The 21,034-nt window shown below is 65.9% G+C and carries 20 protein-coding genes; 11 read left to right on the top strand and 9 right to left on the bottom strand.

Annotation, left to right across the window (positions count from 1 at the left end; genetic code table 11):
- Positions 1-215: 215 nt before the first annotated feature.
- The 4 genes from HMUK_RS13320 (at position 216) to HMUK_RS17275 (ending at position 3,705) form a co-directional block, all read left to right on the top strand.
- Positions 216-1,787 (top strand): TraB/GumN family protein, encoded by a 1,572-nt coding sequence (locus HMUK_RS13320; protein ID WP_015763695.1) that lies wholly within the window; start codon positions 216-218, stop codon positions 1,785-1,787.
- The gene (locus tag HMUK_RS13315) at positions 1,784-2,425 is read left to right on the top strand and encodes a zinc metalloprotease (RefSeq protein WP_015763694.1); all 642 of its coding nucleotides are present in this window, start codon (positions 1,784-1,786) and stop codon (positions 2,423-2,425) included. Before HMUK_RS13320 ends, HMUK_RS13315 begins: the two co-directional genes overlap by 4 nt.
- Before the next feature lie 53 nt (positions 2,426-2,478).
- The gene (purM, locus tag HMUK_RS13310; RefSeq protein ID WP_015763693.1) at positions 2,479-3,468 is read left to right on the top strand and encodes a phosphoribosylformylglycinamidine cyclo-ligase; all 990 of its coding nucleotides are present in this window, start codon (positions 2,479-2,481) and stop codon (positions 3,466-3,468) included.
- Between the two features lie 69 nt (positions 3,469-3,537).
- The gene (locus tag HMUK_RS17275; RefSeq protein WP_394324816.1) at positions 3,538-3,705 is read left to right on the top strand and encodes a hypothetical protein; all 168 of its coding nucleotides are present in this window, start codon (positions 3,538-3,540) and stop codon (positions 3,703-3,705) included.
- 24 nt (positions 3,706-3,729) lie between these two features.
- Here HMUK_RS17275 and HMUK_RS17655 read toward each other — a convergent pair whose 3' ends face one another.
- The 3 genes from HMUK_RS17655 to HMUK_RS13300 all read right to left on the bottom strand — a co-directional run bounded on the left by HMUK_RS17655 (position 3,730) and on the right by HMUK_RS13300 (position 5,105).
- Positions 3,730-3,882 (bottom strand): hypothetical protein, encoded by a 153-nt coding sequence (locus HMUK_RS17655; RefSeq protein WP_015763692.1) that lies wholly within the window; start codon positions 3,880-3,882, stop codon positions 3,730-3,732.
- Between the two features lie 81 nt (positions 3,883-3,963).
- Positions 3,964-4,506 (bottom strand): CBS domain-containing protein, encoded by a 543-nt coding sequence (locus HMUK_RS13305; RefSeq protein ID WP_015763691.1) that lies wholly within the window; start codon positions 4,504-4,506, stop codon positions 3,964-3,966.
- A 227-nt stretch (positions 4,507-4,733) separates the two neighbouring features.
- Positions 4,734-5,105, bottom strand: a complete 372-nt coding sequence (locus tag HMUK_RS13300; protein WP_015763690.1) for a DUF555 domain-containing protein — start codon at positions 5,103-5,105, stop codon at positions 4,734-4,736.
- Positions 5,106-5,357: 252 nt separating this feature from the next.
- On the opposite strand from HMUK_RS13300, the gene HMUK_RS17650 reads away from it, so the two are divergent.
- The 5 genes from HMUK_RS17650 to HMUK_RS13280 all read left to right on the top strand — a co-directional run bounded on the left by HMUK_RS17650 (position 5,358) and on the right by HMUK_RS13280 (position 8,676).
- Positions 5,358-5,531 (top strand): hypothetical protein, encoded by a 174-nt coding sequence (locus tag HMUK_RS17650; RefSeq protein ID WP_018258248.1) that lies wholly within the window; start codon positions 5,358-5,360, stop codon positions 5,529-5,531.
- Positions 5,532-5,619: 88 nt separating this feature from the next.
- Positions 5,620-6,957, top strand: coding sequence for a phosphopentomutase/phosphoglucosamine mutase (locus tag HMUK_RS13295; RefSeq protein WP_015763688.1), 1,338 nt, complete (start codon positions 5,620-5,622; stop codon positions 6,955-6,957).
- 59 nt (positions 6,958-7,016) lie between these two features.
- Complete coding sequence (cdd, locus tag HMUK_RS13290; protein ID WP_015763687.1) at positions 7,017-7,406, top strand: cytidine deaminase; 390 nt, start codon at positions 7,017-7,019, stop codon at positions 7,404-7,406.
- Positions 7,403-8,221 (top strand): nucleoside phosphorylase, encoded by an 819-nt coding sequence (locus tag HMUK_RS13285; RefSeq protein WP_015763686.1) that lies wholly within the window; start codon positions 7,403-7,405, stop codon positions 8,219-8,221. Before cdd ends, HMUK_RS13285 begins: the two co-directional genes overlap by 4 nt.
- Positions 8,222-8,298: 77 nt before the next feature.
- Complete coding sequence (locus HMUK_RS13280) at positions 8,299-8,676, top strand: hypothetical protein (RefSeq protein ID WP_015763685.1); 378 nt, start codon at positions 8,299-8,301, stop codon at positions 8,674-8,676.
- Between the two features lie 35 nt (positions 8,677-8,711).
- On the opposite strand, the gene HMUK_RS13275 is transcribed toward HMUK_RS13280, so the two are convergent.
- The 3 genes from HMUK_RS13275 to HMUK_RS13265 all read right to left on the bottom strand — a co-directional run bounded on the left by HMUK_RS13275 (position 8,712) and on the right by HMUK_RS13265 (position 12,746).
- Positions 8,712-9,887 carry an NAD(P)/FAD-dependent oxidoreductase gene (locus tag HMUK_RS13275; RefSeq protein ID WP_015763684.1) on the bottom strand — a complete coding sequence of 392 codons (1,176 nt, stop codon included), beginning with the start codon at positions 9,885-9,887 and terminating at the stop codon, positions 8,712-8,714.
- Between the two features lie 205 nt (positions 9,888-10,092).
- Positions 10,093-12,102: a S8 family serine peptidase gene (locus HMUK_RS18050; protein WP_015763683.1), complete on the bottom strand. Its 2,010-nt coding sequence runs from the start codon at positions 12,100-12,102 to the stop codon at positions 10,093-10,095.
- 110 nt (positions 12,103-12,212) lie between these two features.
- Positions 12,213-12,746, bottom strand: coding sequence for an HTH domain-containing protein (locus HMUK_RS13265; RefSeq protein WP_015763682.1), 534 nt, complete (start codon positions 12,744-12,746; stop codon positions 12,213-12,215).
- Positions 12,747-13,170: 424 nt separating this feature from the next.
- On the opposite strand from HMUK_RS13265, the gene rocF reads away from it, so the two are divergent.
- Together rocF and HMUK_RS13255 are read left to right on the top strand one after the other, a co-directional pair.
- The gene (rocF, locus tag HMUK_RS13260) at positions 13,171-14,079 is read left to right on the top strand and encodes an arginase (protein WP_015763681.1); all 909 of its coding nucleotides are present in this window, start codon (positions 13,171-13,173) and stop codon (positions 14,077-14,079) included.
- A 100-nt stretch (positions 14,080-14,179) separates the two neighbouring features.
- Positions 14,180-15,391 carry an AGE family epimerase/isomerase gene (locus HMUK_RS13255; protein ID WP_015763680.1) on the top strand — a complete coding sequence of 404 codons (1,212 nt, stop codon included), beginning with the start codon at positions 14,180-14,182 and terminating at the stop codon, positions 15,389-15,391.
- A gap of 4 nt (positions 15,392-15,395) precedes the next feature.
- On the opposite strand, the gene HMUK_RS13250 is transcribed toward HMUK_RS13255, so the two are convergent.
- From HMUK_RS13250 to gyrB, 3 genes are all read right to left on the bottom strand, one after another.
- Entirely contained in the window at positions 15,396-16,442 is a 1,047-nt protein-coding gene (locus tag HMUK_RS13250; protein ID WP_015763679.1) for an FAD-binding oxidoreductase, read from the bottom strand.
- A gap of 91 nt (positions 16,443-16,533) precedes the next feature.
- Entirely contained in the window at positions 16,534-18,993 is a 2,460-nt protein-coding gene (gene gyrA / locus HMUK_RS13245; protein WP_015763678.1) for a DNA gyrase subunit A, read from the bottom strand.
- Between the two features lies 1 nt (position 18,994).
- Entirely contained in the window at positions 18,995-20,920 is a 1,926-nt protein-coding gene (gene gyrB, locus HMUK_RS13240) for a DNA topoisomerase (ATP-hydrolyzing) subunit B (RefSeq protein ID WP_015763677.1), read from the bottom strand.
- Positions 20,921-21,034 lie beyond the last annotated feature (114 nt).

Below are 21,034 nucleotides of genomic sequence, written 5' to 3'. Positions count from 1 at the left end.
TGGGATGTTCGAAAGTCACTAACCACAATGTAATCGCAAGCCGTCTGGTAATTTTTCGAACTACCGTTCGGAAAGCAATAGTGTTGGATGAGAACGAGGTTCTCCGTGATAGTTCGATCCAGTGAATAGTCCTCGTTCCGACAGGTGACCTGACGGCCGACCGACAGTCGTGACCGACAGAAACGCATAACAGTGGCCGCCGTGTAGCCGGTGTGATGACCGACCGCGCCGAGACCACGCGCAATCTGCCACAGGGGGGTGGTGGCGAGGGGCGTGTGACGGTAGTAGGGACGGCACACGTCTCACAGGATAGTGTCGAGGAAGTCGAACGGACGATCGAGGACGAACAGCCCGACGTGGTCGCCGTCGAGCTGGACGAGGGTCGCTACAGGCAGATGAAAGGCGAGACGCCGGAGGATCTCGACGCCAGTGATCTGCTTCGGGGGAACACGGTCTTTCAGTTTCTGGCCTACTGGATGCTGTCGTACGTCCAGACGCGACTGGGCGACCGCTTCGACGTGAGTCCCGGTGCAGACATGATGGCCGCAGTCGAGACGGCCGAACGCAACGGTCTGGGGGTCGCACTCGTCGACCGCGACATCCAGATGACGGTCCAGCGGTTCTGGGCGCGCCTCTCTTTCTGGGAGAAGCTCTCACTGGTCGGCGCTCTGTTCGCCGGCATGGGGGAGTCCCGAACCGTCGGGCTCTCGATCGGCCTCACGATCGGGGTGTTAGTGAGCGTCGTCGTCGAGTCGACGATCGGTCCGCTCGTGGTTCCGGCCGGGAACTGGCTCGGCGGTTCGCTCCCACTCGTCGGTGCGCTGGGAGGCCTGGGCGTCGCCGTCGCAGACGGACTCGTCGTCGCGCTCGCCGTCGCACTGGTGGTCGGGATCCCGGTCCTCGCACTGTTGACCCGTGCCAGCGGCGGCGAAGAGTACGAGGAGTTCGACCCCGCCGAACTCACCGACGTGGACGTCGTGACGGCGATGATGGAGGAGTTTCGCCAGTTCTCGCCGGGCGGTGCGGAGGCCCTGATCGACGAGCGCGACGCCTACATCGCACACAACCTCGTGGACCTCCGTGACGCCGGCTACCACGTCGTCGCTATCGTCGGTGCCGGCCACCGCGCGGGGATCGAACGCTACCTCGATCACCCCGAGGAACTGCCGCCGGAGTCCTCGCTGGTCGGTCGGGAGACCGGCGGCTGGTTCTCGCCGTACAAGCTCTTTGGTTACCTCTTTACGCTTGGCTTCCTGGTCTTTTTCCTCCTGCTGGCGATGGCAGTCTACACCGGCGTGCCGGGGGCCTCCAGCGAGTTCCTGTTCACGCTGTTCGGGACTTGGTTCCTCGTCAACGGGATCGTCGCCGCGGCCCTGGCCCGACTCGCCGGAGCTCACTGGTCGAGCTCCGCCGTCGGCGGCGCGGTCGCGTGGCTCACGAGCGTCAATCCGCTGCTCGCGCCCGGGTGGTTCGCGGGCTACATCGAGTTGCGATACGTCAACGTCAACGTCGGCGACATCAGCACGCTCAACGAGATCCTCGACGACGAACAGGCCCCGCTGTCCGACATCTTCCAGCGACTCCGGGCGGTGCCCCTGTTCAGACTCATCCTCATCGTTGCGATGACCAACGTCGGGAGCATGATCGCGAGCGCGCTGTTCGCGACGACGCTGCTGCCGATCATCGCGGCCGGCGCACCGAACGTCAACGGCGTCGACGGCGTCGTTCGACTCATGATCCAGGGCGCACGGAACAGCGCCGACCTGCTGTGGGGGCTGGTGCGATGAACGTCCGCTTCAGCGAGCGCGAACTCAAGGACCTCCTGATCGCGTGGCTCGCGCTGGGTCTCGCCTTCGCGATCTTCATCAACTACGACATGGTCCAGGGCATGCTCGCCGGCCGGCCGCCGAACCCGGCTGCGGTCGTCGGGGCGCTGGCGGTGAGTCTGTTCACCGCGGGGATCGGCTTCCTGTTGCACGAACTCGCACACAAGGTCGTCGCGGTCCGGTTCGGCCAGATCGCGGAGTTTCGCGCCGACTACAACATGCTGTTCCTGGCCGTCGTCAGCGCGCTGGCCGGCTTCCTCTTTGCCGCGCCGGGCGCGGTCCACCACCGCGGTCGGATCTCCGAGCGAGAGAACGGGCTGATCGCACTCGCCGGCCCCGTGACCAACGTCGCCCTCGCGCTGGTGTTCGTCGTCCCGCTGGTCGTCGCCTGGTTCGGGCTCTTCGGGGGCCTCCTGTTCGAGTTGGCGGCGCTCGGCGTCTCGATCAACCTGTTGCTCGCGGGCTTCAACATGATCCCGTTCGGTCCTCTCGACGGCAAGAAGGTCCTGGCCTGGAGCAAGCCGGTCTACGCCGTCGTCGCCGCGCCGATGCTCCTGCTGGGGGTCTTCGTGCTCCTTGCCGGCGTTCCCGGACTGTAGTCCAGTCCCACGGAAACGGTGGTCTTTTGCTCTCGGGCCGCCCGCTCTCGCATATGACCGACGACAGCGACGACGAGGAGGGGCTGACATACGCGGACAGCGGCGTCGACATCGACGCCAGCGAAGCCGCGACGGCGGCGCTCATCGGAGCGGCCGGCGAGTTCGAGGGCGACTACGCGGGCCTGGTCGACATCGGCGACCAGTACCTCGCGCTGGCGACCGACGGCGTCGGCACCAAGCTCCTCGTCGCCGAAGCGATCGACGACTACTCGACGATCGGTATCGACTGCATCGCGATGAACGTCAACGATCTCGTGGCGACGGGGGTCGAACCGGTGGCGTTCGTCGACTACCTCGCAGTCGAGGAGCCGGACGACGAGGAGTCCGAGCAGATCGGTGCCGGACTGCGCGAGGGTGCCAAGCGGGCCGACGTGGCGCTGGTCGGCGGCGAGACCGCCGTGATGCCGGACGTGATCAAGGGGCTGGACATCGCCGGCACCTGTGCCGGGCTCGCGCCCAAGGACGCGGTCTTCCCCGGCGAAGCCGAGCCCGGCGACGCGATCGTCGGCTGGCCCTCGGCCGGTATCCACTCCAACGGTCTCACTCTCGCTCGCGAGGCCGTCACCGCGAACCACGAGTACACCGACGACTACCCACGCGATCCCGAGCAGACGATCGCCGAGGCACTGTTGACGCCGACCCGAATCTACACCGACCTGCTGGGTCCGCTCCGGGACGCCGAGACCCACGCCGCGGCCCACGTGACCGGGGGTGGCTGGACGAACCTCACCCGGATGGGCGAGCACCGCTACGAGATAACCGACCCGTTCGACGCTCAGCCGATCTTCGAGTTCGTCCAGTCGGAGGGCTCGGTCTCCGACGAAGAGATGCACCGGACCTTCAACATGGGGACCGGGTTCGTGGCCGCGATGCCGGAAAGCGCCGCCGAGACCGTCGTCGAGGCGACCGACGGGCGCATCATCGGCGAGGTCACGGACGGAGAGGGCTGCGTCGCCGTCCGCGGGCTAGAGCTGACCGGGTGAGCGGTCGAACGCGAGCGGAGCGAGCCGCGTTTTTCGCCCACGTTTTTCGAGGAGTGGTTCGCGAGCACCGTGAGCGAACCCGACGACGAAAAAGGTGGATGCGGGACCGGGTTCGTGGCCGCGATGCCGGAAAGCGCCGTCGAGACCGTCGTCGAGGCGACCGACGGACGCGTCATCGGCGAGGTCACGGACGGAGAGAGCTGCGTCGCCGTCCGCGGGCTAGAGCTGACCGGGTGAGCGGTCGAACGCGAGCGGGGCCAACTACCGATCGATCCCCTGCTCTCGCGGTTCGTTCGCGACGAGTCGCAACTGGAGGGCCTCGCGGAGGTGATATCTGATGCGATCGTCGTCGGCAATTTCGAGCGCCGTTTCGAGCTGCCGGTGCAGTCTGTCGTCGTCGGGACGAACCGTCATTGCTGCTCTGGACGCGACGGGGCTACAAAAGGTGATCCGACCGTTCAGCCGAGTATACGGCGACTAACGCCCCAAGACCCGCTAGCTCACGTGGGCCGCGATGTCGGCTTCGGTGATGATGCCGACCGTCTCGCCGGCGTCGACGACGAGGACGGCGTCGTTGTGCGTCAGGTAGGCGTCGATCTCGTCGATCGTCGCGTCGGTCTCGACGGTCGCGATCGACTCGTGCATCACGTCGGCGACCGGGAGGTCGCCCACGTTCTCGCGGTCGTGCTGGATGATGTCGGAGTGGCCGATCAGGCCGACGGGGGTGCCGTCACGGACGACCGGCACCTGCGAGTACTTGCCCTCGTCGAGGATGTCCTGGGTCTCGTGGACGGAGTCGTCCGGTGCGACGCTGTGGACCGGGGCGTTCATCAGCTCGTCGGCTCGGAGAATGCCGCCTTCGGCCTCTTCGAGGGCGTTGACGATCCGTCGAAGCGTCGACAGCCGCGGGTCCACGTCGCCGCCCTCGATCCGCGCGATCAGCGGCTGTGATACGTCTGCCCGGTCCGCGAGTTTGCTCTGGGTCAGGCCAAGTTCGGTCCGCCGTTCCCGCAGATCGTCGGGCGTCGGAAGTTCCATACCTCCAATTACCTACGGTAATATATAAAGACACCGACGGCGCTGTCGACGTTCGAGCGCCACGGCAGGACGGCCCGCCTGTACCGTCGCTCGTCCGTGTCACAGCCACTACAGAGTGTGCGGTCCGTGAGAGCGACGCCGGCCCCTCGCACGGACGGTCGTCGCGATGTACTGGTGAGCGTCGGGACAGAGAGTGGCTCACCGGTACGCAACGACAACGTTCCGTATCAGGCCTGTGTGTCGGCGTCGGCTTCCTCGCCCTCGAACTCGATCGTGTCGATGACTTTCAGCGGCACGTCGCGCAGCGACCCGCCGATCTCGCTTTTGGCGATCCGCTGGGCGTGTTCGATCGACTCCGCGTTGAACACCTTCATTTCGAGGACGAGGCCGACCAGCGCGGTGTCGGCGGCGATGAACGCGGAGTCGAAGGGCTCGCCACAGGCGGGACAGCCCGTCGCACCGACCTCGACCTCGACGTAGTCCATCTCGGACTCGTTGAGGCGTTTCCCCGCTTCGCTGACTGCGACACCGATCGCGTCGTCGATGTCTTCGACGTCTCTGACCAACCAGGCTGCTTCCATCGCCACGAGGTAATTCATACACGTTTCTCCGCGTCCCCACTACACGTGTGTTTTGATTCGTGCCTGCGCACGAGACGGCGAATATCGTCATAAGTTATGCGAACGTCCCGTAGTGCCAACGGCTCCATTACCCGAACATCGGCGGATCTTCGAGGCGGGATGCGTCGACGGGACGAACCGACGAAACCGCACGACTGCGGTCGATTCGACGCCGGTGGCCCGATGCTAACCTTTATATACTCCTACTCGCCCATAGCAGAGCGAGGGACGATGGAATCGCAACTCTACCGCGGCTTCGTGTTCGCACTGTACCAGTTCAGCCTGCTGCTGGGCATCGTGTTGCTCCCGATCGCACTCCTGTTCGGTCGGATGGGGCTGTCGCTGCCGATCCACAGAGTCGTGCTTCGACTGGAAGGCGCGTACGCGGGTGCGACGCCGAGCTAATTCTCCCTACCGACGATCCGTTCGAGGCCGACTGCCACCACGAGAGCGTACCGCTACCCCCAAGTGCGGCCCGAACGACCGGTGACGTATGGAACTGTTCGGGACGGCGGGAATCCGTGGTACGGTCGCCGAGACAGTGACGCCCGAACGCGCGCTTCGGGTCGGCCAGGCGGTCGGCCGCGACGGCGCGGAGTTCGTCGTCGGCTTCGACGGTCGCGTCACCAGCCCGGCCCTCGCCGCGGCAGTCGAAGCGGGCATCGAAAGCGCGGGCGGTTCGGTCGTCCGCATCGGTCAGTGTCCGACGCCAGCGCTCGCGTACGCCTCGCAGGGCCAGCGGGGCGTCATGCTTACGGCGAGTCACAATCCGCCGGAGGACAACGGCATCAAGCTGTTCGTCGACGGCAGCGAGTACGACCGCGAGGCCGAGGCGCGAGTCGAGGAGCGAGTCGCTGACGGCGACAACGCCGCCGAGTGGTCCGCGTGGGGCGATACGGAGCGAGCCACAGTGCTCGACAAGTACCGTGACGCGGTCGCGGCCTACGCGGCGGATCACGGGAACGGCCCCCTGGATGTCACGGTCGCGGTCGACTGTGGCAACGGGATGGGTTCGCTCGCGACGCCACAGGTCCTCCGCGCACTCGGTGCGGACGTGCGCGCGCTCGAAGCGTCGGTCGACGGTCACTTTCCAGCCCGCCAGAGCAAGCCCACGCCGGAGTCACTGGCCGCACTCCGCTCGTTCGTCGCCGACACGGACGCGGCCTTCGGCATCGGCCACGACGGCGACGCGGACCGCATCGTGATCGTCGACGCCGACGGTGACGTGGTCCACGAGGACACCGTCCTCGCGATACTGGCCGAACACTACGTTCGCCGCTCGTCCGCTCGGGACCCGGTCGTCGTGACGACGCCCAACGCCTCCGGCCGGATCGACGAGCGGGTCGACGAGGCCGGCGGTCGCGTCGAGCGGATCCGACTCGGTGCGCTCCACGAGGGCATCGCGGCCGCGGAGGGGAGCGTCGTCTTCGCCGCCGAACCCTGGAAACACGTCCACACCGGCTTCGGCGGGTGGATCGACGGCGTCGTCAGCGCAGCCGTCCTGACGGCGCTGATCGACGACGAAGGACTCGACGCGCTCCGGGAGCCCGTCACCGAGCGACCCTACCGCAAACACAGCGTGGACTGTCCGGACGAGCACAAGACGGCGACGATGGAGCGGCTGGCGACGACGCTCCCCGAGACGTTTCCCGAGGCCGCCGTCGAGACGGAGTACGGCGTCCGGCTGACGTTCCCCGACGACTCGTGGACCCTCGTGCGCCCCTCCGGCACCGAGCCCTACGTCCGAGTGTACGCCGAGAGCGACGACGTGGACGACCTCGTCGAACGGGTCGCCCAGATCGTCGAGCAGGCGGTCACCACGGCAGCCTGAGCCGGTCGCCCGTCCTTCTGGGCGATGGCTATTTGACCCGGCCAGCCGTGGCCCTGCACATGGATTCGCTGGTCGAAGCAGCCAGAACGGCGGTCGAGGAGTCGTTCGCGCCGTACTCCGAGTACGGCGTCGGTGCGGCGATCGAGACCGCCGACGGCGCGGTGTACACCGGCTGCAACGTCGAGAACGCCAACTACAGCAACAGCCTCCACGCCGAGGAGGTCGCCGTCGGGAGCGCGGTCGCGGACGGTCACCGGGAGTTCGAGCGGATCGCCGTCTCGTCGGACGCTCGCGACGGCGTCACTCCCTGCGGGATGTGCCGCCAGACGCTGATCGAGTTCTGTGACGACGACCTGCCGGTGGTCTGTGACGAGGGCGACGGCGAGACGACGACGTACCAGCTGGGCGAACTGATTCCGGCGACGATCACACAGGAGCACCTGGAATGACCGACGACAGCGAAGATCCCAACGACGGCGAGCAGTACCACCTCGAAGTCGCGCCGGGCGACGTGGCACCCAGCGTCCTCCTGCCGGGCAACCCCGAGCGCGTCGCCAAGGTCGTCGAGTCCTGGGACGACCACGAGGTCGTCGCAGACCACCGAGAGTACCGCACGGCGACCGGGGAGTACGACGGAACGCCGATTTCGGTCACGTCGACCGGGATCGGTTCGCCCTCGGCAGCCATCGCCGTCGAAGAACTGGCTCGCGTCGACGCCGAGACGCTGCTCCGCGTCGGTTCCTGTGGCGCGATCCAGGAGCAGGCCAGCATCGGCGATCTGATCATCACCACGGGCGCGGTCCGACAGGAGGGAACCAGCGAGGAGTACGTCCGCGAGGACTACCCCGCGACCGCCGATCACCGCGTCGTCTCGGCGCTCGTCGCCGCCGCAGAGGAGTTAGGATACGACTACCACCTCGGACTGACCTGTTCGACGGACAGCTTCTACGCCGGCCAGTCACGGCCCGGCTTCGAGGGCTTCGAGGCCAGCGGGAGCGACGAGCGCATCGACGCACTCCGTGAGGCCGGCGTCCTCAACTTCGAGATGGAAGCCAGCGCCATCCTGACGCTGGCGAACCTCTACGGGCTCCGGGCCGGCGCGGTCTGTACGGTCTACGCCAACCGCGTCACCGGAGAGTTTCGCACGGAAGGAGAACGCAGGGCCGCAAAGACCGCGAGTCTCGCGATCGACTACCTCGCGCGGATGGACGCGGCCGTCGAAGCCAGCGACGCCGACCACTGGCACGCCGGCCTGTCGCTGTGAGTCGAGACGGAGTATCGTAGGACTCTGGGATCTCCGTCGGGCGAACATTCATATATGCCTGGAGTTACGTGAAAGCAATGCGATCGTACGAACGACCACAGCTCCGCCCGGCCAGACGCTGGTACCTCGCCGCGTACGCTCGTGCGGTAAAACGACTCGTCGGCGTCGTCACGGTGTCGTACCTGTTGTACCGACTCGGCATCGAGGCGCTGTACGAGCGGATCGTGTATCTCTCGCCCCCGGAACTCTATGGACACGGCTACTTCGCCGGGTACGTTCACGGTTCCGCTCAGCCTACACGACTGGTGACGCCGTTCCCACTCGGCGAACCGATCGCGGTCGGCGCGGTGCCGTACGCGAGAGCCGTCTTCGAGGGGCCACTCGGCGTCGGGGTCGTGCTGTCCGCGCTGGTCGTCCTGGCGGTACACGCGGCTGTCGTCGTTCGCGAGCGGTAAATCGGGTGTGTAACTGCCCGACAGAAACGCCCGACTTACATGTCGGGCCAGGCCTTGGCGGCCCGGCCGGTCGTCGAGACTCGGCGGATCCACTTGGCTGCGATGGCCTTCTTGAGGTTCTCAGCGAGGAAGCCACCGAACGTGTCGACGGGGACGCTGATGCCCATGTACTCCACGTCGTGGGCGACGGCCTTGTCGCCGACGGAGACGACCGTCCCCATGTCGTCGTAGGTCCACGTGTCCAGTGGCTGGCCCCGGACGGCGCGCGCGAGGTTCCGACCGGCGACCTCGGCGGCCTGCCAGGCGGCCTGAGCGGTCGGTGGTGCGGGGTCGTCGCCGGGCTGGTCGATCAGCGCGCAGTCGCCGATGGCGAAGACGCGGTCGTCGGAGGTCTGGAAGTCACGCTCGGAGTCGATGCGATGGGAGCGTTCGTCTTTGTCCAGTTCCACGTCGCGGACGGCGTCGCGGCCGGTGATGCCGCCGGTCCAGATGAGTTCGTCGTAGTCGAGTTCCGTCTCTTCGCCGACGTAGACCGTGTCCTCGTCGACCTCGCCGATGAACTCGCCACACATGATGTTGATGTCCGCCGCTTCGAGGCGCTTGCGGATCGCGCCCTGTAGCTCGGGATCGCCGTTGGGCATCACTTCGTCGAGTCCCTCGACGAGGTGAATCTCCAGGGGCGCGCGGCGCTCGTCGCGGTACTCGGCGATCTCTCCGGCCGTCTGGATGCCAGAGAGGCCGGCACCGCCGACGACGATCTGAGCGGGATCGTTCTGCGTCGCGTCTCTGGCGGCGCTGGCGATGGCGTCGTGGATGTTCAGGGCGTCGTCCAGCGACTTGAGCGTGTGTGCGTACTCCGCCAGTCCCTCGATACCGAAGAAGGCGGTCTGGGAACCGATGGCGACGAGGAGGTAGTCGTACTCGACCGTCGAGTCGTCGTCGAGTTCGACGACGCGCTCCTCGGTGTCGATGTCGGCGACCGACGCCTGCACGAAGTCGGTCTGTCGAGACTTGATGTCGCCGACGGGGATGGTCACCTTCTCCTGGACGGTCGGGTCACGGATACAGCGGTGGGACTCGTGGAGTACCAGGTGGTAGTCGGTGTCCGAGATCCAAGTGATGTCGGCCTCGCCGTTCAGTTCGTCTTCGAGGCTCTTTATCGCACCCGCGCCGGCGTAGCCAGCTCCGAGAACGACAACGTTGTCGGTCATGTGTGAAAAGGTCGGGCAGCGGGCGATACAAAGGCTTTGAAATCGCTCTCCTGTGGCAACTGCGTTGTCTCTTCGCCACGTCGCCCCGATTCGACGGGAACGGCGGGCGCTGAGGTCGCGTCGTCGGCCGCCTGCTGCGGTGTGCTATTCGCGACCCGGCGTCGCGAACGCCGTCACGGAGCGACGGCCGACGGTGCGACAGCGATCAGGAGACGCGTTCCCAGACCGCTTTCCCTTCGGCGGGCTCGTCGCCTCGGGTCCACCACTGGGCCTCCCAGACGGAGCCGTCGTAGACGACGCGGTCGCCGCCGGTGTAGGCCGTGTCGGCGTCCCACTGTGGGTACTCGCCGTCGCCGCCGTCGCCGCCGTCACCGCCGTCACCGCCGTCACCGCCGTCACCGCCGTCACCGCCGTCACCGCCGTCACCGCCGTCACCGCCGTCTGCCGGACCGACTTCTTCCCACGGACCCCACTGGCTCGAACCGGGCTCGTCGCCCTGAGTCCACCACTGGGCCTCGTAGATCGTTCCTTCGTAGACGACGCGGTCGCCGCTCGTGTAGACCTCGTCGGCGGACCACTGCGGGTACTCGCTGCCGCCGCCCCCGCCGTCGTCGCCGTCCGACACGACCGCGGTGTCGGAATCGAGCGCGCTACCGGCCACCGGCGTCGCGTCGTCGCCGATCGCGACGCCCTCGACGTCTCCGTCGCCGAACACCCAGGCCGTGTGCTCGCCGGGGAATCCGCCGTCGTCCTGGACCGACACCGGCACGGACGTGCCGCTGGCGTCGTCTGCGGACGAGACGCCCGCGACCACGTTCTGGTCGCCGTCGGGATAGGTCACCACGACCGTCGCGTCGCCGTTCGTCGTCACGTCGCTGACCGTGACGTTCCCGTCGTCGCCCAGCACCTGATCGCCGAAGGTGAGCGAGCCGCTCGTCGCGTCTTCGTCGCCGCCGCCACCGCCGTCGTCGTCGCTCACGGCGTCGACGAGCGCACCGGCATCGACGAGACCGCTGCCCTGCTGGTCCGACGGGAGACCGATGTCGCGAGCGCTCTCGGTGAGCACGTCTTTGAGCTCCTGTGGCGACAGGCTCGGATCGATCGCGAGGGCCAGCGACGCGACGCCCGCAGCCGCCGGGCAGGCCATCGACGTTCCCGACAGCGAGTTGTAGCCGTCGGTCGGATACGTCGAGAGCACGTTCAGTCCCGGTGCGGCAACGTCGACGCCAGGGCCGTACTGCGAGAAGTCGGTCAGTGACTCGTTGGGACCGACCGCGGAGACAGCGACGACGGAGTCGTAGCCTGCCGGATACGAAATCCCTCGCTGGCCGCTGTTGCCCGCCGCTGCGATCGGCAGTGCGCCGTTGTCGAACGCGTAGTCACACGCGTTCCGCATCGTCCGGTTGGCACCGCCGCCACCGAGGGACATGTTGATGATGTCTGCACCGTTGTCCGTACACCAGACGATCGCGTCTGCGATCGCGCTCAGTGTCCCACCGCCGCCCTGACCGCCAAGCGCGCGTGCGGCCAGCAGCGAGGAGTTCGAGATGCCCGCGATCCCCGTGGCGTTGTTCGTCGTTCCGGCCGCGATGCCCGAGACGTGGGTCCCGTGGCCGTTCCCGCCTCTCGGGCTCGGGTCGTCGTCGTCGGAGACGAAGTCCCGTCCCTTGACCTCTCCGAACTGCGCTTGGAGGTCGGGGTGTGTGTACTGGGTTCCCTGGTCGACGACGCCGATCGTCACGTCGGTCGATCCCAGCGTCGTCTCCCACGCCCCACCAGCGTTCACCAGCTCCGGGGCGTACTGCTCTCCCACCCGCGGGTCGTCGACGTCGATGACCATCGGATAGTAGATCGCGTTTGGCTCGACGTACGCGACGCCGGGCTGGTTCTCCAGGTCTTTCTTGGCCGCCGACTGTGCCTGTGGGCCGGTCTGCTGAGGCAGCTGAACTTCCATGAACCCCAGCGTGTCGTTCTCGCTGACGACCGAGGCTCCTTCGGGAAGCCCCGACTGGATCGTCGCCTTCGTCTCGGCGGCGTTTGCCGTCGGCTCCATTCCGACGATGAGTTCTCCCGCCTCGCGGTGCCCCCCGCCGTTTCCGTCTGGATCGCGTCCTTCGACCGCGGCTGCAGTGCCGACTGCTGTTGATCCGACGATACCGCTTACTGTCCCGAGGAAGGTTCGTCTGGTACTCCCCCCAATGTCTTTGTCCGTCATGGACGATCAAACATTCAGCGGGGCTGCATTTATTATTTATGTCACGAAATGAAGGCTTGAATAATAGTTAGAAACGCTAAACTTCCACTATCGGGAAACGAACGACAGAATTAATGTTCCGGTTCGCCGGCCGGTGCCCGCATGTCGTCGATAGTCAGGATCAGCTTGTTGCTGGTGTCGTCTTTTCCCGCGAGGGTACCGATGATCTGGAGCTTCGAGAGCGGCGTCGGGCCGACGGTGACCGAGTCGCCCTCGTGGAAATCCGAGATCGAACCCTGCAACTGGAGTTCGGCACGACACTTCTCGGGATGGTGAACGCTCGTCAGGTCGATCTCTTCGACGTTGGCGTCTTCGAGGAGCTCGCCGTTGTGTCGGAGCGGGACCCGTGCGGCGTCGTCCATATCCTGGATCTGGAGCGCGTCGTACGCGTTCGCCGTCGGCTTGTACCCGCCTTTCGGACCGGGCACGCCCTCGACGAGCTGGAGCGCCTTCAGACTCTGCATCTGGTTACGGATCGTTCCGGGGTTGCGGTCGACCTTCTCGGCGATGTCTTCTCCCTTGACCGCACTCTCGCTCTCTTTGTACAGGTTGACCAGTTCCTGCAAGATGTTCTTCTGACTGGGTGTGAGTTCGATTGATGACATAACCGAAGATTGGATGTACCTGTCCTTAAAGCCGACGGTGACCCCATCCCGACTGTCACTGTGTATCGTGGTAAAAAACCACATTCACAAATCGAGCGGAAACAGCACTGTCTCCGGGAGTTCCTCGACAGGGCCGGTGTTTCTCGACACTCGTCGCGACCCGACTTGAAGTTCTGCCCGTCGTCAGAGTCACACCCACGAGTACCGTCGTCAGCCCAGTTCTTCACAGAACGATTAGATACTGTTGATAGGACTCCCTCGATTCGTACTGTTGGCTGTAACGTCGTGGCGATATTCGCCATACCGGGGTAGCGACATCGGTCACGGACGGACGGCCGACAGTAGCAGCACGCGCCCGGCTGGCACGGATCGCAGCTCGCGTCGTCCATCTGTCTTTTAGTGCCGGCTCGCGTAGCCCCCCGACATGGACCGACAGGTACGTCTCATCGGTGCACCGATGGACCTCGGAGCGGATCGCCGCGGCGTCGACATGGGTCCCTCGGCGATCAGGTACGCCGGCCTCGCCGACCAGCTCGAATCGGCCGCCATCGAGTGTGTCGACTACGGTGACGTGACGGTTCCACGCCCAGAGGAGCTGGAGCCGGTCGCCGACGAATCGGTCGACGGGCGAGCGAAGTACCTCGCCGAGACGGAGGTGGTCTGTGAACGCATCGCGTCGGCCGTCGACTCGACGGCGAGCGCGGGCGAGTTCCCGCTCGTTCTGGGCGGCGACCACTCCATCGCGATCGGAACGGTCGCGGGCACCACGGCCGACGACATCGGTATCGTCTGGTTCGACGCTCACGGGGACTGCAACACCCCCGAAACGACGCCGAGTGGCAACGTCCACGGCATGCCGCTGGCCGCGATTCTCGGGTTCGGTTCCTTCGCGGACACCGACTGGGCACACGCCTCGAACGTCGACCCCGAGAACGTCGCACTCGTGGGGCTGCGGAGCCTCGACGAGGGCGAGCGTCGACGCATCCAGGAGTCGCCGGTGACGGCCTACACGATGAGCGACATCGACGACCGCGGCGTGACGGACGTTGTCGAGTCGGCCCTGACCGTCGCCGGAGACGGCACCGACGGCCTGCACGTCAGTCTCGATATGGACTGGCTCGATCCCAACGAAGCGCCGGGCGTCGGAACGCCGGTCCGGGGCGGCGTCTCGTATCGGGAAGCCCACGTCGCCATGGAGTACGTCGCCAACTGTGACACCGAACTGTGCTCGATGGAGGTCGTCGAGGCCAACCCCATCCTCGACACGCACAACCAGACCGCGGAGTTGGCCTGTGAACTCACCGCCAGCGCGATGGGCAAACGGATCCTGTGAACCGGACCGCCGCCGGTCCGTTCTGGCCGACGGCACTCGCTGTGAAACACGACCTGCGAGTTCGGGCAAGCTTATTACTCGTCACGTCGACGGGCCGGCAATGCTCGCCCGCACCGACACGACAGTCAGAGATCCCCGGTACCTCCGGCGACACGCGCTCTCCGTGCTCGAGTTCTACCACCAACGGTCCGTCGACACGACTCACGGCGGGTTCGTCCCACAGATCAGCGACCGCGACGGCACCGTCTACGACGCTCGCGCCAAGCTCTTGCCGGCCACCGCCCGCTTCGTGTTCAACTACAGCGTCGGCGCACTCCTCGATGGCCCCCACTACTGCGAGGAGATGGCTGCACACGGCATTCGTCACCTCGAACGACACCACCGCGACGACCGCCACGGCGGGTACGTCTGGCAGCTGGACGGACAGGACGTGGCCGACGGCGGCAAGCGGTGTTACGGCCACGCGTTCGTCCTCCTGGCGTACGCGACGGCTGCACGTGCCGGCGTCCCGGGTGCCCGCGAACGGATCGAGCCCGCGTACGCGCTGCTCGACGAGCACTTCTGGGAGGACGAGCACGGTCGCTGTCGCGTCGAACTCGACCGCGACTGGTCCGGCACGAGCGACTACCGCGGCCAGAACGCCAACATGCACACCTGCGAGGCGCTGTTGGCCGCCTACGAGGCCACCGGAACCGAGGAGTACCTCGACCGCGCCGCTCGTATCGCCGAGGGGCTGGCTCGCGACCTCGCCGACGAGGGCGACGGCCTGCTGTGGGAACACTACACGAGCGAGTGGGACCACGACTGGGCGTACAACCGCGACAAGCCGGGCGACCTCTTCCGGCCCTGGGGCTATCAGCCTGGCCACCTGCTGGAGTGGAGCAAACTCCTCCTGATACTGGCTCGCCACCGCGACGCTCCGTGGTTCGCCGACCGCGCCGTTCGCTTCTTCGATGCCGCCGTCGAGAACGGCTGGGACGACGACCGCGGCGGCTTCGTCTACAACTTCGACCGGGACGGCGACCCGCTCGTCGAGAACAAGTACTACTGGCCGCTGTGTGAGGGAATCGGCGCGACCGCACTGCTGGCCGACCGCTTCGACGACGACCGGTATCGAGCGTGGTACGACCGGATCTGGAACTACGCGCTGGACCACGCGGTCAACGACCGCTACGGGAACTGGTACTTCCAGTTGACGCCGGACAACGAGGTCGCGACCGACGCAATCGACGACACGCCAGAGGTCAAAGTCGGCTACCACCAGCTCAACGCCATCTACGAGACGCTTCGAGCCGACGGCTTCGCCGAGTGAACCCTTACCCGAACCCTTCGTAGTCCATGTGTGTCTCCGGGACGCCGACCGACCGTGCCGTCCGGACGAGCGTCTCGACCATGGCGTTGATCCCACAGGCGTACAGGTCGAGGTCGTCGGGGTCGAGCCGAGCCTGCGTCCCCACGGGCTCTGCCTCGACGTACCGCTGCATCGACCGCGGAACCGACGTGCGATCGACCGCCTCCCCGTCGAGGTACTTCGCGAACACCCGCTGGACGTAGTCGACTTCGCCGGTCCAGTCGCTCAGGAGCGGCTCCCGCGTCAGCGTCGGGACGAAGTGAAACCGCTCGTGGTTCTCGGCCAGCGACTCGAACCACTCGCGATACGGTAGGTCGTCGCGCCACGCACAGCCGAGAAACAGCCACACGTCCCGCTCCGTACCTCGATAGGTGTCTTGCCCGGTCGCGAAGAGGTGTTCGATCATACTGCGAAACGGAGCGACGCCGGTGCCGGTCGCGAGAAAGACCACGTCCCGGCTGGAAGGGTTCGAGAGGGCCATCTCGCCGTAGGGACCGCGGACGACCACCTCGTCGCCTTCCTCGACGTGGACGAACAGTTCGCTGGTGAGCCGTCCGCCGGGCACACGCCGGATACAGAACTCCAGTTCGTGCTCCGCTGGCGTGTTCGCGAGCGAGTACGCCCGCGGCGTGTCGCCGCTGCGCAGCGTGACGTACTGCCCCGGCTCGAAGTCCAGTTCCGTGTCGGGATCGACGCGCAGTCGCAGCAGCGACGGATACGGACGTTCGAACCGATCGGCGAGGTCTCGTACGGCTCCGATCCGTCGGCGCGACGCGCCCTCGGCACGCAGCGCCTCGTACAGTCCCGGCCAGTCGACATCGGAGCCGCTGCGAAAGTCAGCGAGCTGGCAGTCGACGCCCGCGGCCGCTACCTCCCGCCGCACGGCGCTACGGACTTCGCCGTTCCGGCTCCGGTCCAGTGGCTCGACGAGCGTCACGTGCCCCTCGTCGGTGACGAGCGGGTGGGCGGCCAGCCGTTCGTGTTTGCTCTTGTGGCGCGGAACCTCTGGCATTCGTTTCCCTCTCGTAGCGCAGCGACTTCATACCACGCTTTTTTGTGTCAGTATATCCGCCAAAAGATGGCGTTGCCTAGCGGCCCGCGTGCTACTCGTCGTTTTCGACCTCGGCGGGCACTACCGTCACGCTCGCCACGTTGTCCACCCCGTCGAGTGCCATGATCTTGACGCCCTTCGTGTTGCGGCCGACCTGTGACACGTCGCCCGCGGGGATGCGCATGATCTGGCCGCTCTCGCTCATGATGACGAGGTGGTCGTCCTCGCGGACCGCCTTCGCCGTCGCGACGCGGCCGTTGCGATCGTCGGTCTTGATGTCGATCAGGCCCTTGCCGTAGCGGGACTGTTTGCTGTACTCGGCGAGGAGGGTGCGCTTCCCGTACCCGTTCTCGGTGACGGTCAGGAGTGCGCGGTCGTCGTGGTCGTCCGTCGCGACCATCGCAGCCACCTTGTCGCCGTCTTGCAGGTCGATCCCGCGGACACCGCGGGCCGAGCGTCCCATCTCGCGGACCTCCGACTCGTCGAAGCGGATCGTCATCCCGCCCTCGGTGGCGACGACCAGATCGCCGCTGTCGTCGGTGACCTCCACGTCGACCAGTGCGTCGCCGTCTTCGAGCTTCGCGGCGATGATCCCCGTCGAGAGGATGTTCTCGAACTCGTCGACGCAGGTGCGCTTGACGTAGCCGTTACGAGTGACCATCGTCAGGCACTCGTCTTCCTCGAAGTCGTCCGTCGAGACCACGGCGGTGATCTCCTCGTCGTCGCCGAGGTCGATGATGTTGACCGCCGACTTGCCCCTGGCGGTGCGGGACATCTCCGGAATCTCGTAGGTCTTCAGGCGATAGACCTGTCCCTGATTGGTGAAACAGAGCAGGTAGTCGTGGCTGTTCGCCCGGAAGACCTTCGAGACGCGGTCGCCGTCCTTGGGGTCCGAGCCGATGATCCCCTTGCCGCCCCGGTTCTGGGCGTCGAAGGCGTCGACGGGCATCCGCTTGATGTAGTCGTCTTCCGTGATGACGACGACGCAGTCTTCCTCGGGGATGAGATCCTCGTGGGTGACCTCGCCCTCGGCTTCGAGGATCGAGGTCTTGCGGTCGTCGTCGTACTCCGCTTTGATCTCGCGGAGCTCGTCTTTGATGACCGTCAGCAGTTCGTCCTCGGAGTCGAGGATCGTCTGGAGCCGTTCGATTCGGGCCTGTACGTCCTCGTACTCCGACTCGATCTCCGCGGTCTCCATCGACGTGAGCGAGCCAAGCTGCATCCGGACGATGTGGGCCGCCTGTTCCTCGGAGAAGTCGAACTGGCTCCGTAGCTCGGTGCGCGCCTCGTCGCGGTCCTCCGAGTCCTGGATCAGCTCGACCACGTCGTCGACGTTTTGCAGCGCCTTCAGGCGACCTTCGAGGATGTGTGCGCGGTCCTGAGCCTCGTCGAGTTCGAACTGCGAGCGCCGACGCACGACCTCCTTGCGATGCGCGACGTAGTGTTCGAGCGTCTCTTTGAGCGTGAGCACGCGGGGCTCGTCGTCGACTAAGGCGAGGTTGATGACGCCGAAGGTCGATTCGAGGTGGCTCTCTAAGAGCTGGTTCTCGACCACGTCGACGTTCGCGCCGCGCTTGAGCTCGACGACGATGCGGACGCCGTTGCGGTCCGACTCGTCGCGGAGGTCCGCGATCCCCTCGATGACGCCCTCGTTGACGTCTTCGGCGATCCGCTCGACCATCCGGGCCTTGTTCTCCTGGTACGGGATCTCGGTGACGACGATCCGGTTCTCCTCGGGATCGACCTCGTAGTCCGCCCGGACGCGGAGGCGACCGCGACCCGTCGCGTACGCCGAGTAGATGGCGTCCTTGCCGACGATGTTGCCGCCGGTCGGGAAGTCCGGTCCCTTGACGTGGTCCATCAGGTCCTCGACCTCGCAGTCGGGGTTGTCGATGAGGTGGACCGTCGCGTCGATCACCTCGCCGAGGTTGTGTGGTGGGATGTTCGTCGACATCCCGACGGCGATTCCCGAGGAACCGTTGACCAGCAGGTTCGGCATCGCCGACGGCAGGACCTCCGGCTCCCGGAGTCGGTCGTCGTAGTTCGACTGGAAGTCGACGGTGTCTTTCTCGATGTCGGCGAGCAACTCCTCAGAGATCGGCGACATCCGGGCCTCGGTGTAGCGCATCGCGGCCGCGGGGTCGCCGTCCATCGAGCCGAAGTTCCCCTGTCCGTCCACGAGCGGATACCGCATCGAGAACGGCTGGGCCATCCGGACGAGTGTGTCGTAGATCGCGCTGTCTCCGTGGGGGTGGTAATCACCCATCGTCTCCCCGACGATCGAGGAGGACTTGCGGTGAGCCGAGCGCGAGGAGACGCCCATCTCGTGCATCGCGTAGAGGATCCGGCGGTGGACGGGCTTGAGCCCGTCGCGAACGTCCGGGAGCGCACGACCGGCGATGACGCTCATCGCGTAGTCGATGTAGCTCTGTTCCATCTCGTCCTCGATGCGGACGCGGTCGACGCGCGATGCCGCCTGCGGATCGTCGGGGTCAGGTGCTTCAGAACTCATGTTAGATGTCCACCCAGTCGGCTTCCGGCGAGTGCTCCTTGATGAACTCCTTGCGGGGTTCGACCGCGTCGCCCATCAGCACCGAGAACATCTTGTCTGCGGCCGCGGCGTCCTCGATGGTGATCTGCTTGAGGATCCGCTGATCGGGATCCATCGTCGTATCCCACAGCTGCTGGGGATTCATCTCTCCGAGGCCCTTGAACCGCTGGACCTGATCGGGGTCGCCGCCACACTTCTCCTCGACGAGTCGATCCCGCTCTGCCTCGGTCATCGCGTCGTAGGTCTCGCCGTTGTACCGGACCCGATACAGCGGGGGCTGGGCGGCGTAGACGTAGCCAGCTTCAAGCAGCGGCTTCATGTGGCGGTAGAACAGGGTCAACAGGAGCGTCCGAATGTGGGCTCCGTCCACGTCGGCGTCGGTCATCATGATGATCCGCTTGTAGCGGATGTCCTCGACGTCGAACTCGTCGCCGATGCCGGTCCCGAGCGCCGTGATGACGTTGCGGATCGAGTCGTTCTCCAGGATGCGGTCCAGGCGGTGTCGCTCGACGTTGAGGATCTTCCCGCGGATCGGGAGGATCGCCTGAAACTCCGGATTGCGTCCCTGCTTGGCCGAGCCGCCGGCAGAGTCGCCCTCGACGACGAACAGCTCCGCGTCGTCGGGATCTCGTGTCTGGCAGTCGGAGAGCTTGCCGGGCAGCGCCGTCGATTCCAGCGCCGACTTGCGCCGGGTCAGCTCCTCGGCCTTCTTGGCGGCCTTGCGGGCTTTTGCGGCCTCGACGGCCTTGCCGACGATGGCTTCCGCCGTGTCGGGGTTCTCCTCGAAGAAGGTCCCGAGCCCGTCGTGCATCGCCGACTCGACGATTCCACGGACCTCGCTGTTGCCCAGCTTCGTCTTCGTCTGGCCCTCGAACTGCGGATCGGGGTGTTTGATCGAGATGACGGCCGTGAGCCCCTCGCGGATGTCTTCGCCCGAGAGGGTGTCGTCGAGATCGTTCAACAGGCCGTTGCTCGTGGCGTAGTCGTTGACCGTCCGGGTCAGGGCCGTCTTGAACCCGGTCATGTGACTCCCGCCCTCTCGCGTGTTGATGTTGTTGGCGAAGGCGTGGATCGACCCCTGTAGCTCGGCCGTTCCCTGCATGGCGATCTCGACCTGGACCGGCCCGTCCTCGATCTGCTCTTCGTCTTCGAAGTAGATCACGTCGCGGTGGAGTGGCTCTTTGGTCTCGTTGAGATACTGGACGAACTCCTTGATGCCGCCCTCGTAGACGAACGTCTCGGAGTCGCCGTCGCGTTCGTCGACTAGCGAGATCTCGACGCCGGAGTTGAGGAAGGCAAGCTCTCGGAGGCGAGACGCCAGCGTCGAGTAGACGAAGTCGGTCGCCTCGAAGATCTCGTCGTCGGGCCAGAAACGGATCTGCGTGCCCGTCTCCTCGTCGGGCTCCATGTCGCGAACCCGTTCGAGTTCGTCCTCCGGTTCGCCGTGGTCGAACCGCTGTTTCCAGACGGCTCCGTCGCGCTTGACCTCGACTTCGAGCCACTTCGAGAGCGCGTTGACGACGGAGACGCCCACCCCGTGGAGCCCGCCGGAGACCTGGTAGGACTTGCTGTCGAACTTCCCACCCGCGTGGAGCACGGTCATGATGACTTCGAGCGCGGGCCGGTCGTGCTTCTCGTGGGTGTCGACCGGGATGCCGCGGCCATCGTCGGAGACAGAGACGGAGTCGTCCTCGTGGATCGTGACGGTGATTTCGTCGCAGTGCCCGGCGAGTGCCTCGTCGATGGAGTTGTCTACGACCTCGTAGACGAGATGATGGAGGCCTCTGGAGTCGGTCGACCCGATGTACATCGCCGGCCGCTTTTGAACGGCCTGTAACCCCTCCAGAACCTGAATCTGTTCCGCACCGTAATCACGGTCCTGTGACATAGAATCTACTGCGTCTAGTCGTGCGGGGGTCTTAAACTTCCCGCACGCGCACGCGTAGCGGACGACACCGAAGCGTCCTCCGACATTGCCCACGGGTCGTGTCGACCCTCTCGG

Origin of the sequence: Halomicrobium mukohataei DSM 12286 (assembly GCF_000023965.1) — an archaeon.
Taxonomy (GTDB): domain Archaea; phylum Halobacteriota; class Halobacteria; order Halobacteriales; family Haloarculaceae; genus Halomicrobium; species Halomicrobium mukohataei.
Note: the sequence above shows the minus strand (reverse complement) of the source record. Positions and strands in the feature narration are given on the sequence as shown.